This window comes from Mycetohabitans sp. B2 (assembly GCF_021733735.1).
In the GTDB taxonomy this organism is placed as follows: domain Bacteria; phylum Pseudomonadota; class Gammaproteobacteria; order Burkholderiales; family Burkholderiaceae; genus Mycetohabitans; species Mycetohabitans rhizoxinica.
In genome coordinates this window covers 120,772-134,784 of record NZ_JAHKSP010000034.1, presented here as the reverse complement: position 1 = coordinate 134,784, position 14,013 = coordinate 120,772, and the positions used below count along the sequence as shown (strand labels likewise).

Below are 14,013 nucleotides of genomic sequence, written 5' to 3'. Positions count from 1 at the left end.
TTGCCGGGAAACGACATAATGAGCAGCCAAGAATTTCAGTCCATCATTGCCGGACTTCAAAATCGCCAGATCACCGTGGCCGAGGCCAAACAGCGTTTGCAACGACTGAAAGCCGCGAGCGCTACACTAGGGACAGAGCAGACCGAAGCAGCGGATAAAGCCGTGTCTGGCACGGGGCGGGCGCAGGAGCCTGTTGAAATCGCAGTCATCGGCATGGCGGGACAGTTTCCCGCGGCTGACAACGTTGAGCGCTTTTGGCGTAACCTTAGCACTGGCGTCGATGGCATCGTTGAATTGGGCGAGCGTTATCTGGACGCCCGGCGCAGCTATTCGTCGCAGCGCCAGCCCGGTAAGACCTATTGCAAATGGGGAGGCGTGCTCGAGCAGCGGGATGACTTTGATCCGTTGTTCTTCAATATTTCGCCCCGTGACGCGGAATCGATGAATCCGCATCAAAGGCTGATCCTGCAGGAAAGCTGGAAGGCGTTGGAAGATGCGGGCTATAACCCCAAAAGTTTTCGGAATCAGGCGGTGGGGATTTTTGTCGGCGCCGAGCCGACGGGTTATTTCCATGAAACGTTTATCGGCGCCTCCGATGCCATCATCGCGTCACGACTGTCCTATTTTCTCGACTTCAAAGGGCCGGCGCTAGTCGTCAATACCGGCTGTTCATCCTCGGCTGTGGCCATCCACCTGGCCTGTGAAAACCTGCGCAACCGTGAGACGGATCTGGCGTTGGCCGGCGGGGTTTTTGCTACGCTTGGCGAGCCCAGCCTGATCAGCTTGTCGCAGATGGATATGTTGTCGCCCACTGGGCGCTGCCACACCTTCGATAGCCGCAGCGATGGCATCGTATTGTCGGAAGCGGTCGGCATGGTGACCCTCAAACGCTTACCGGAAGCGATAGCGGACGGCGATCCGATCTATGGGGTGATCTGTGCTTCGGGCATGAACCAGGACGGTGCCAGTAACGGTATTACCGCACCGAGCGGCCAGGCTCAGGAGCGGCTGATCAGCGAACTGTATCGGCGTTTTGGTATTGATCCGAGGCAGATTAGCTATGTCGAAGCCCATGGCACCGGCACGCCGCTCGGCGATCCGGTGGAGGTCAACGCGCTGGCCCGGGCCTTTCGACAGTTCACCGCTGATACCGGCTACTGTACGTTAGGTAGCGCCAAGGCCCATATCGGTCACACTTCGGCGGCTGCGGGTGTCGTCAGCTTGATCAAAATCCTACTGTCAATGAAATACCGGCAGTTGCCGGGTTTATTGAACTTTGAACAACTGAACCCACGGATAGCATTAGCAGACTCGGCGTTCACTATTCATCGCGAGTTGAAAGACTGGCCAGTCGGTGACAGCGGGCTGCGGATGGCGGCGCTTAATTCCTTTGGCCACAGCGGCACCAATGTGCACATCGTGGTCCGTGAGGCAGTTGAAGTGGCCGCTGCGACCTGTGCCGAGGTGTCACGGCCGAGGCTCTTGCCACTATCGGCACGCACCGCCGATAGCCTCAAGCATTATGCTTGTCGAGTGCGCGAAGCATTGGCCGATCCGGCGGTTCGGCTTGCGGATCTCGCTTATACCCTGCAAACGGGCCGGCTGGCGCAAGATCATCGGTTGATTTTTCTATGCACCGACAAAGCCCAACTGACACAGCAGCTCAATGACTGGCTGGACGGCCGTGCATCTGAGCACGCATGGCACGGGCAGATTGGCACAGGCGAGCATTCGGCTATCGAACTGCCGTCTACCGACGATCACGCTGACTTACAACGCCTGGCTAAAGCTTGGGTGGCGGGCGGCCATATCGATTGGAACGCGTTTAACCGTCGCTATAATGCCGACGCCCGACGTATTCACGCTCCGGTTTATCCCTTTGCCCGGCAGGATTTCTGGATACCGCCTGCCCGTCGGGGTACGGCGGGAGGTGATGTTGGTGCGGCACCCAGTTTAAGCGTGGGTCGCCTGCATCCGTTCCTGACGCAAAATACTTCAGATCTGCTAAGCCAGCGCTTTACCACCGTGTTTGATGGCGAAGAATTTTTCCTCAAGCAGCATGTGGTGGGTGGAAAGCAGATCTTCCCCGGCGTCGGTCATCTGGAAATGGCCCGAGCCGCGGTGGCGATGGCTGCCAACGGCTTGGCGGGAACAGCGCAGCAGCCGGTATTGAGCGATGTTGTCTGGTTGCGGCCGTTAATCATCGACGGCCAAGCACGGCAAATTGACGTGGCGTTGACGCTGGAAGAGGACAATCAGATCCGCTTCGAGATCACCAGCCGCGATTATGACCCGCCTTCAGGCCTTGTTTCGGGTGAACCCGTGCTGCACAGCCAGGGCTTGGCCAGTTTTGTTGAGCCTGCTGCGCAGCGCCAAGTTGATTTGGCGGCTTTGAAGGCTAGGATGGACGGCGGCCAGCTAAGCGCTGAGCAATGCTACCAAGCTTATCGGGCGATGACATTTGAGCATGGCCCAGCTTACCAGGGCCTGCAATCGGTCGCGCTGGGACGGGCGGAGGTATTGGCGGAGCTTGCGTTGCCGTCCTGCCAACATGACAGCCTGAATGACTACCTGCTGCATCCGTCACTGATGGACTCGGCGCTCCAAGCGGCGATTGCGCTGAGTATCGGCGCTGACGTCGTGCTTCCCGAAGGCGATCGGGGCAGTCTGCCGCCGGCGACGCGGCCGGCATTGCCCTTTGCGCTTGAAGGCTTGCAAATATGGGACCGCTGCAGTGAGCGGATGTGGGCCAGGGTGGCTTATGCCGAGCGGCGCGACGACCAGCAGGCCGACACCAGCTTGCAACGACTCAATATCGAACTCTTTAATCAGCAGGGCAAGCTTTGCGTGCTGATGCAAGGTTTTACCTCTCGGGTACTCGGCGACCATAGCGATCAGGCCACGACCGAGCCTGCGCTGACAGAAACTGTGCTGTTCCAGCCGCAGTGGATTGACGAGGCGGCCCGTCACCGTAAGACGGCCGACTTTAACCAGCAATTCGTGTTGCTCAGCGGCTTTGATGAGCCATGTGTCGCCGACGTGCAACGCCAGCTAGCCGAGCAGGGTACCGATTGTCGCTGTGAGTTACTGGCCGTGCCGCAGCAGGATCCAGCCGAGGATTATCAACAGGCGGCGCTGGCGCTGTTGCAGCGGATTCGGCCGTTACTCGGTCGGGGCGTCAGTGCACGCTCACTGATCCAGCTTGCGCTCTACAACCCCAAAGGCGATCGGATGATCGGCGGCCTAGCGGCCATGCTGCGCAGCCTGCAACTCGAAGCGCCGGGCTTGAGCGGCCAATTGATTGAGTTGGACGAGCCGCAATCATTGGTGCAACGGCTAAAGGAAAACGCCGCCACCGGCGACGTCGAGATCCGTTACCAGGCAGGACAGCGCCAAGTGCAACGCTGGCGCCCTTGTCCGAGCGTTGATTTAGCAGTCGGCACGCCATGGAAAGATCGTGGCGTCTACTTGATTACCGGGGGGCTTGGGGGCCTTGGACAGATTTTTGCCCGGGCGATGGCGGCCAGTGTCAGCGATGCCACATTGATTCTGACAGGCCGCTCTGCGGTGGACCCGCAGCGCGTGGCTGAGATCGACGCGGGTCGAAACACGATTGAATACCGGCAGCTGGATGTCAGCGACCGCGACGCGGTGCAGCGATTGGTTGCATGGATTGGCGACAAGCATGGCCGCCTCAATGGCGTGTTGCATAGCGCCGGCGTGATCCGAGACAGCCTGCTGATCAATAAGCAGGATGACGAACTGAAACAAGTGATGGCCGCCAAGGTGGCCGGCGCTCGCAACCTGGATTTAGCCACTGCCGAGCTGCCATTGGATTTCATGATCTTCTTTTCGTCGGGTACCGGCGTGATCGGCAATACCGGCCAGGCTGACTATGCGGCAGCGAACGCCTTTGTCGACCGCTACGCCGCGTACCGCAGCCAGCTGGTTAAGCAGGGACGGCGAAGCGGCCGTAGCCTGGCGATCAATTGGCCGTTGTGGAAAGAAGGCGGCATGAAGGTAGATGAGACGATTGCGCAGCAAATGGCAGAAAGCACTGGTATGGTGGCCATGCCCACCAATGCTGGAATTCATGCGCTGTGCCAATGTTTTGCCTGGGATCAGCCGCAGTTGCTCGTGATGAACGGGCGACGTGAGCAGATGACCGCGCTGGTGACCGGCGGCGACGATGCCGATAGGGCACTCGCGCATGAGAACGCGTCGCAACACCAAGACGTAGCGCCGGCGTTGCCAACCGATGCCGAGGCGCCATTAGCCGAGCCATTGCGCCGCGCGCTGATCGATCTCGTGTCCCAGCAGATGAAAATTCCTGCCGCAGAGATCCGTACCGATGCCGAGTTCAGCCAATACGGCTTCGACTCCATCAGCCTAACCGCGCTGGCGGGCACGTTGAAACAGCAATGGCGACTTAACCTGGCGCCGACGATCTTTTTTGAACATGCCACAATTGACCGTTTTGCGGCGTACCTGGAGCGCGAGCACGGTAGCGTGCTCGCGGCCAAGCTATCGCCGCAGCAAAGGGCGCCACAACAGCAGGTCAAGCCATCGTCCTCAACGCCGCAGCAACATGGCGTCCAGGCGTCAAAATCGGCGCTCAAGCGGCGCCCACTGACAGTTGCGCAATCTTCCGCTCATCAGGCTGTCTCTTCTGTTCCGAGCAAACCGGCGCAGGAGGACGATATTGCCGTGATCGGCGTCAGCGGCCGCTTCCCAATGGCCGACGATGTCGAGCAGTTCTTGCGCAATCTTACGGAAGGCCGAGACTGTATCAGCGAGATCCCCGCCAATCGCTGGGACTGGCGTGAATATTATGGCGATCCGCATCAGCAGCCCAACAAGACCAACGTCAAATGGGGTGGCTTCATCCACGGCGTGGACCACTTTGATCCGTTGTTCTTCGGTATTTCGCCGCGGGAAGCCCAGCTGATGGATCCTCAGCAACGCCTGCTGATGACCTATGTCTGGCTGGCGATTGAAGACGCGGGCTATGCCACTGCTGATCTGGCGGGCAGCAGTACCGGGATTTTTGTTGGCACCGGAATGACTGGCTACAGCAGCCTGATCGCCAAAACCGGCGTGCCGGTGGAGGGTTACAGTGCCACGGCGATGGTACCGTCGGTCGGCCCCAATCGAATGAGCTTTCTGCTTGACCTACATGGTCCCAGCGAGCCAGTCGAAACGGCCTGCTCATCGTCGCTGGTGGCGATCCACCGGGCGGTTCAGGCGATGCGCAACGGAGATTGCCAAATGGCGATCGTCGGCGGCGTGAATACCCTTATCGCGCCCGAAGCGCAGATCAGCTTCAATAAAGCGGGCATGCTGGCGCTGGATGGGCGCAGTAAAACCTTCTCGGCTCAGGCTAACGGCTACGCCCGGGGCGAAGGGGTTGGGATGATTGTGCTGAAGAATCGTTCGCAGGCCGAGGCCGACGGCGATCACATCTATGCGCTGATTCGCAGCACCGCGGAAAACCATGGTGGCAAGGCGAATTCGTTGACTGCGCCAAACCCGCGGGCTCAAGCGGAGTTACTCAAAACAGCGTATCGCCAAGCCGGTGTCGATCCACGCAGCATCGGCTATATCGAAGCGCATGGCACCGGTACTGAACTGGGTGATCCGATCGAAATCAACGGCCTGAAAATGGCGTTCCGCGAGCTGAGTGAAGAGTTGGGCATTGGCCCACTGCAGCCAGGCTATTGCGGCGTGGGTTCAGTGAAATCAAACGTCGGGCACCTTGAATTGGCGGCCGGTATTGCCGGGGTGATCAAGGTATTGCTGCAATTGAAGCACAAGGTGCTATTTAAGAGCCTGCATTGCGAAGCGCTCAATCCGTATATTGAACTGGACAACAGCCCCTTTTATATCGTGCAGCAAAGCCGGCCTTGGTTGGCTGCCAAGGACAGTAACGGTCATGCGTTGCCGCGGCGGGCGGGGGTGAGCTCCTTCGGCTTTGGCGGTGCTAACGCGCATATCCTGCTGGAGGAATACCAACCGCCGCAGCGCCCTCGCCACGACGTGACGTCCGGTGCGCGACCGATCCTGCTGTCGGCCAAAACGCCGGAGCAATTGCGTGAATATGCGCGTCGCCTGGCCGAGTTTATTGCCGCGGAGCCGGCCGAGGCCAGGCTCAACCCTGAGCGTTACCTCGATGATCTGGCTTACACGCTGCAGGTTGGCCGTGATCCGATGCCAGAGCGGCTCGCGCTGCTCAGTGACTCTTTGACTGATTTGCAGCGCCAACTTGCCGATTTCGCCGCCGGTGGCAAGGCTGTCTATCGTGGCCGTAGCGAAGGTGAGAACCGGGCGCTGGCGCTGTTTCGTCAGGATGAAGACATGGCTGCAGCGCTTGCGGCATGGATTGACAAGCGCAAGTACCACAAATTGCTGGAATTGTGGACACAGGGGTTGGCGATCGACTGGCGACAGTTCTATCGCGATGGGCGCTCGATGCAACGCCTCAGCCTGCCAGGCTATCCGTTTGCCCAAGAGCGTTACTGGGTGACGGATTTGGCGACCGGACCCGTCACTGATTCAGTGCCCGGTGGCGGCTGGTTGCACCCGATGCTCGAGCGTAATACCTCGGATTTTTACCGCCAGCGGTTCAGTAGCCGCTGGCGCGGCCAAGAGTGTTGGTTTGCCGACCATCAAGTCAACGGCCGTCCAACCATGCCAGGCGTCGGCTATCTGGAAATGGCTCGGGCGGCGATCGCCCAATCATGGGATTCGAAGCAATTGGCCGCCGGTTGGCTGCAATTTAAAAACATTGTCTGGCTGGCTCCGTATACGCTGGCGTCGCAGCACAACGAGTTGCATATTGAGCTGGCGCTGGAGCAGCAAACAATCAATTTCAGGATCTACTCACAGGCTCAGGGCGACGAGGTCGAGCATTGCAAAGGCAGCGCACAAGTCATCCCTGCCGCTACCGTGACGCCACTGGATCTCGAAGCCCTCGCAGCGGGCCCGTGGCAGCGTAGCGTTGAGGCTGAGCAGCTATACTCGCTATTTGAACCCATCAATATCGACTATGGCCCCAGCCACCGTGGTGTCAAGCAGCTGTGGCTCGGCGACGGCAAATTGCTGGCTAGGCTCGAGCTGGATGCCAAATGGTTGAGCAGCGACTGGGTGATGCACCCCGGTATGCTGGACTCAGCGGTACAGGCATCGATCGGCTTATTGCTGCAACAAGCGCAGGGCCTGAACGAGACCTTGCTGCCTTTCGCGTTAGAGCAACTGAATGTATACGATGGCTGCCGACCGGTTATGTGGGCGTTGATCGACGTTGACCGCCGTGGCCAAAGCAGCGCAGTGCAGCGGATCAATATCGAGCTGTGTGATGAGCGAGGGCACATCGCTGTCAGTTTCCGCGGTTTCAGTTCCCGGCCGTTGAATGGCACGCGCGGGCACATGGCGTCTCTCACCGCTGGCAATCGATTGCCAGCAGGACTGAGCCTGCTGGCGCCACAATGGCTGGTGGCCGACCATGCATCCACCGCCCGGCAAGCGTTGCCCACCCTGGCGATTGGCGCGGCTGGGGGACGGCGCAACTGGCTGGCCGAGCAACACCCGCAGATTGAATTTTTGCCGTCGCTGGCGACAACGATTGACGGGATTGCCGCTCAGCTGGCTGCTTGCGCGCCGTTTCAGCGGTTGATTTGGCTGGCGCCGCAACCGTCGACCGATTTTGCGAATCAACGGTTGATCGACAGCCGTGAACAAAGCGTGCTGGCGTTGTTCAGATTGATCAAGGCGCTGTTGCAACTGGGCTATCAGCAGCGAGCGCTGGAACTGCAATTGATCTTGACCGCCAGCGTCGCGGTGCGTACCGGTGAGCCGTTGGCGCCGGAGCAGGCGGCCTGTCATGGCTTGGCGGGATCACTGGCAAAGGAATATGAACATTGGCGGGTTGAACTGATCGATCTGCCGGCTGACGCTCAGGGGTTGCCGGCCGCAACGCCTGTGCAGAGGCTGCCCGGCGAATGCTTGGCCTGGCGTGATGGCGAATGGTTTTGCCAACGGCTATTGCCGCTGGCGCAGCAGGCTCAAACAGATGGCGGCGTGAGCTACCGTGAAGGCGGCGTCTACGTCGTGATAGGGGGGGCCGGCGGCATTGGTGAAGTGTGGACGCGTCACGTAATCCGTCATTACCGTGCCAAAGTAATTTGGCTTGGCCGCCGCGCCGCTGACGATGAAATCCATCGCAAGCTGGCGGCGCTGGCACAAATAAGCCAAGCATGCAACGCTCCGACGCCATTGTATATCCAGGCTGACGCTGCTGATGTTGAGCAGTTGGCGCAGGCCAGGCGGCAGGTGGTCGAATCGTTTGGCGCGATCCATGGCGTGGTGCACTCGGCGTTGGTGCTGGATGACGCTCGCTTGGAGCAGATGAACGAAGCGCAGTTCACTGCCTGTCTCGACGCCAAGATGGCGACCAGTGTTCGGATGGCCCAGGTCTTTACGCCAGCCGACAATCCGGCGCTAGATTTTGTGTTGTTTTTCTCGTCGATGATTGCCTTTAGCAGGGCCGCTGGCCAGAGCAATTACGCCGCCGGCTGCGCCTTCGCGGACGCTTTTGCCGCTCAGCTCAATCAACACTGGCGTTGCGCCGTCAAGGTTATCAACTGGGGCTATTGGGGCAGCGTTGGCGTGGTGGCTAATGCCGGCTATCGAGCCCGGATGGCTGAACAGGGGCTCGGCTCAATCGAGCCGGACGAAGGCATGGCGGCACTGGATCAGTTGCTAGCCGGTGCGCTGCCACAGTTGGGTTTAATCAAACTGCTTGAGCCGATGACCATTGCCGGTATCGACAGCGGCACACAGCTTCATTGTTACCCGTTGGAGAAGCCGCCAGCGTCCTATGTGTGGACAAATGTAGCTCAAAGGCTCGGCCCGCCGCCGCAACATCACGGCGCGGCGACTGAGATGGACCGACTGTTGCTGGCCCTGACCTTCGCCTGCATGGGCGAGCTAGCCGGCGGTGGCCCACTGACTGAACAACAGATTGCCGCCCATCCGGCGGTGGCGGCGAACCTTGACGCCCATCCCTTTTATCGTCGGTGGCTGCGGGAAAGCCTGCGCTTGCTGGCGCAAAAAGGCTATATCGACGATCAAGGGCAGTTGCTGACGGCCATCCCTGCTGCCGCATCACTGTGGTCGCAGTGGCGCCAGGCGAGCGATGAATGGCGCCGGGATGGCGATTTGCATGCTCAGTTGCAGCTAGTGGAAACGTGTGCTCGGGCGTTGCCGGCTATCCTGCGCGGTGAGAAGCAGGCTACCGAGGTGATGTTCCCTGGCGGCTCCATGTCGTTGGTAGAAGATATCTATAAAAACAACAAGATTTCCGATTATTTCAACGAGGCGCTTGGTGAGGTCGTGGTGGATATCGCCCGCCGTCATGCTGAAGGCAACCGGCCACTGCGGATCTTGGAGATCGGCGCGGGCACCGGCGGCACGACCGCTGGGCTGATCAGCAAACTGCGGCCGTGGCGGCATCAGATCGCTGAATATTGCTACACAGATTTGTCGCAGGCTTTCCTGCGCCATGCCGAACAGCATTTTGCGCCCGACGCGCCCTATTTGCGCACCGCCATTTTTGACGTCAGCAAAGCTTGCCTGGAGCAGGGCATTAGCACGAATCAATACGATTTGGTGATTGCCACTAATGTGTTGCATGCTACGCCAGACTTGCGTTGTACGCTGCAAAATGCCAAAGCCACGCTGTGCCATGGCGGGTTGCTGCTGCTGAACGAAATCAGTGGGCGCTCGATGTTTACTCACCTGACCTTCGGTCTGCTCGAAGGCTGGTGGCTCTATGATGACGAGGCGCTAAGAATCGACGGCTGTCCCGGTCTGGCTCCCGAGAGCTGGCAGCGGCTGCTGCAGTCGCAGGGCTTTGGCGACATTGCCTTCCCAGTCGCGGGTAGTCATGGCCTGGGTCAGCAAATTATCGTCGCCGTGAGTGATGGCGTGGTTCGTCTGCCGGCGCAGCAACGGGTCATGCCCGTTGTCGACGTCACCGACGTCACCGACGTCGCGGTGGAGGCGTCCGTCGCGGCCATCGCACCCGTGGCAGCAATCGCACCCGTCGCAGCCATTGCACCCAGGGCAACGCCGACGATGGCTGAGGGCGAGGTCGATGAAGCCGTTTTAGCCAAGCAGTGCCGTCAGCTGATTACTGAAGTGCTGTCGAAGCTGGTCAATATTGCGCCTGAGCGGTTGCAGCGGGATGTTGCCTTCGATCGCTACGGCATCGATTCCATTTTGCAGATCAGCCTGATCCAGGCGTTGGAGAAAGCAACCGGTGAGCTGTCACGTACCATACTGTTTGAATACAACACGATCAATCAGCTAACGGACTACCTTCTGAGTGAGCATCGCGCTGCGCTGACCAAGCATTTTGCGCCTAGCCAGCAGGCTAATCGCCCGGTTGCGGTGCAGCCAGTGACTGCGGTGGCGGCCAGTCACGAGCGTGCGCCGCGTCACGCTCCCCGTCATGTCCAGCCAATCGACAACCATGCCAATAGTGCTCGTCGTATGGCGACGACCACGCAAGCAAGCGTCGTTGAACATCCCGCGACGGTCGCCGAACCGCCCACGACGGTTGCCGAACAGCCCACGACGTGTCGGGATATTGCGATTATTGGCGTCAGTGGCCGCTATCCTATGGCCGCCGACTTGGCGTGTTTCTGGGATAACCTGCGCAATGGACGTAACTGTGTCAGTGAGGCACCGAATTCGCGTTGGTCCGAGTCTCTAACCGGCACGCAGTCCTGGGCGGCTGGACGGTACTACGGTGGTTTCCTTGAACAAGTCGAGGAGTTTGATCACAAGTTGTTCGGTGTGCCTCACGAGGAGGTAAGCAATCTTTCGCCAGAGCTGCGACAGATGCTTGAAGTGACTTGGCGTACCTTTGAGGACGCAGGTTACAACAGCGATGCCATCGCCCGAATCCAGCAGCGCGACGCGGCGGGAGTCGGGGTCTTCATCGGCTCGATGTATCACCAATCGCCATGGACCGAGAGCAGCCTGGAGCGGGCAGCGATCAAGTCAAATGTTACTGACTGGCAGATACCCAATCGGATTTCCCATTATTTCGATTTGAAGGGCCCAAGCCTAGCGGTCAATTCGGCGTGCTCCAGCTCGATGACTGCCATCCACTTGGCCTGCCAAAGCCTGTTGCAGAACGACTGTGCAATGGCAATCGCCGGCGGCGTCAATCTAATTCTTGATCCGTCCAAGTACCAGACGCTAAAACTGGCTAACTACTTGGGTAGTAGCGATGTTAGCCGCGGCTTCGGTCAAGGTGATGGGATGATTCCGGGCGAGGGTGCCGGCGCCGTGCTGCTCAAACCTTTGGCCGCAGCCGTGGCCGACGGCGACCGAATCTACGGGGTGATCAAAAGTTCCAGCGTCAATCATGGCGGTGGCAGGCTGATGTATTCGGCTCCGGATACTCAGCAGCAATCTCGGCTCATTGCGCAAACCATCGAGCGGGCTGGCTTGAAACCGGCGCAAATCAACTACGTCGAAGCGGCGGCCAATGGCTCCGAGTTGGGCGATCCAATCGAGGTGGCGGCGCTTAAAAAAGTGTTTGGCGATATGCAGCCCTCCAGCTGCGCGCTTGGCACAGTTAAGTCAAATATTGGCCACCTTGAGGCGGCATCGGGCATTTCCCAGCTCACCAAGGTGTTACTGCAGTTGCAGCATGGGCAATTGGCGCCGTCGATCAACGCCGACCCGCCCAACCCTCATATACGGCTCGAGGGCAGCGCTTTTTATTTGCAACAGCAGGTGGCGCCGTGGCCGGCGCCGGTAAGCGCAGAGGGAGCGCGTGAGCCGCGCCGTTGCTTAATCAATTCTTTTGGCGCCGGTGGCAGTTACGCCAGCCTAGTGGTGGAGGAGCACCTGGAGCGTCGGACACCGCTCAGACACCGTCAAGGGCAGACGCAGTTGTTGGTTTTCGCGGCGGCTAGCCGCCACAGCTTGTTAGCCTACTTAAAAAAGTTCAACGCATTTACCGTTGCTCATCCCAGTCTCGAACTGCAGGATCTGGCCTACAGCTTAGCGCAGCGTGAACACCGTTTGACGCACCGCGCGGCGGTGGTGGCCGACACCATGGAACAGATGGTGGCACGGCTGCAGTCATTGCTGTCTGACGAGCTGTCGGTGGAAGGCTGCTGCTGGATCTCGCCGTTTGATGGTATTGAAGACGGGGAGGCCGGGACCGCGTCAGGCACGCTCGCGCAGATGGCGGCAGCTTATTGCCGCGGCGCGCAGTTGGACACGTCCACGCTCTACCCGGAAGGTGGCAATCGGGTCGCTTTGCCGGAATATGAGTTTGAACACGCGATGGCGCAGCCGTCGCAGGTCGCCGCAACGCCGCAACCGTTGTTCAATAACCTGCTCTATCGCCGCATTAGTAGCGGCGAGCTGAATGCTGAACAATTTGAGCAACTGATCACAACAGTCTAACGAATGCATAACGGGGAATAAAATGAACCATAAACAAGATACGATCGCGTTGGCGCAGGCAGATGCGGGCATGGAAGCGCAACCTAGCCAGGTGGCGGTAAACGATCTCAAAATCGAGCGCAATGATCAGTCGGCCAACGTGGCGCGCCCGGTTGCCAAGAACTTGAAAATGAAAGACGGGTTTCCGGTCATGCCAGGCAAGATTCCACTGCTGGGCCATGTCCATAAGATCAGTCAGAATGCGCTCAGTGAGTTGCGCCAGGCCGAGGCGGTTTGCGGGCCGATGTTTTGGACTTATTTCGGCACTAAGCTACCTGTGCTGCAGATTATGGATGAGGATGGCCTGGCGATCCTTCAGAACAAGTACACTGACAACTCCTATCTGCGCGAACAGATGCCGGTTATCACCGGCGAGGCAATGAACGCCTTTGATGGTCAACGCCATCGCAATGCGCGTCGCGCTAGCATGGATGCTTTTACCCCGAAAGGGCTGACCCGCGCGCGAGTCGGCCAGTTCGTGGTGGAAACCATCGAGCAACGGCTCAAGCGCTGGACCAGCGAGCGCAAATTGGCGATTTTCCCAGAGACCAAGGATATTGCGCTGGAGGTGGTGTTCCGGATTATGGGCATTGAAACCCACGAGCTAGAGCAGTGGCGCCACCAGTACGAAGAGTTTTTTCTCGGCATGATCCCGCTGAAAATCAACTTGCCGGGCTTTCCTGCCTGGCGCTGCCGTAAGGCGCGCGGCTGGCTGGAGCAGCGGGTGTCACAAATCGTCGCCACGGTACGCGCCAACAACGACCGTGATAGCCTGATCGGGGCGATGATCTTCGGTCGCGACGATAACGGCAACGGCATGTCTGAGGTCGAATTGGTGCACAACATCCTAGGTCTGGGTTTTGCCGGCTCGGAAACAACCGCCGCGGTGATGGCGTGGTCGGCGTTAATGCTGTCGCAGCACCCGCACGTCTGGCAACAGTTGTGTCAACAGGTTGCTGGCCTAGACAGCGTGCCTTATACCCATGAGGAACTGGTCAAGCAAGTGCCGCTGGCTGAAGCCATATTCCGAGAAACCTTGCGGCTCTATCCACCGGCGCCGTTTGAAATGCGCAAGGTGCATACCGAGTTTGAAATGATGGGTCATACGGTCCCTGCCGGTGCGATGGTGGGTGTCAGCCTGCTGCATGTTTCTCGTCATCCTGAACGCTACCCGGATCCGGATAGCTGGAGGCCAGAGCGCTGGCTGGGCATGGATCGGGCACCGAACCAGGTGGAAAGCTGCCAGTTTGGCGGCGGTCCTCACACCTGTCTCGGCCGTCATGTCGCCGCGTTGGAGATCACGCTGTTTATCGCGATGTTGGCTCGAGAGATGGGGCCCAAGGGGATCTCACCGCGTCTGGTGGGCAAGTTGCCGCCGCCAACCTACCTGCCGTTTTTGCGGCCTTCGAACAAGGCATTTCTCGACCTGACCGGTCGCTAACCGGACACGGGCGGGAAAGTCGCTTGGACACCGCCTGCCATATC

2 protein-coding genes are annotated in these 14,013 nt (G+C 59.3%); both read left to right on the top strand.

All coding sequences use genetic code 11. From position 1 onward, the window contains the following. The first annotated feature begins 18 nt into the window (after positions 1-18). Complete coding sequence (locus tag KPG66_RS07570; RefSeq protein ID WP_237070489.1) at positions 19-12,489, top strand: SDR family NAD(P)-dependent oxidoreductase; 12,471 nt, start codon at positions 19-21, stop codon at positions 12,487-12,489. Between the two features lie 49 nt (positions 12,490-12,538). Then, positions 12,539-13,969, top strand: coding sequence for a cytochrome P450 (locus tag KPG66_RS07565; protein ID WP_237070487.1), 1,431 nt, complete (start codon positions 12,539-12,541; stop codon positions 13,967-13,969). The last annotated feature ends 44 nt before the right edge of the window (positions 13,970-14,013 follow it).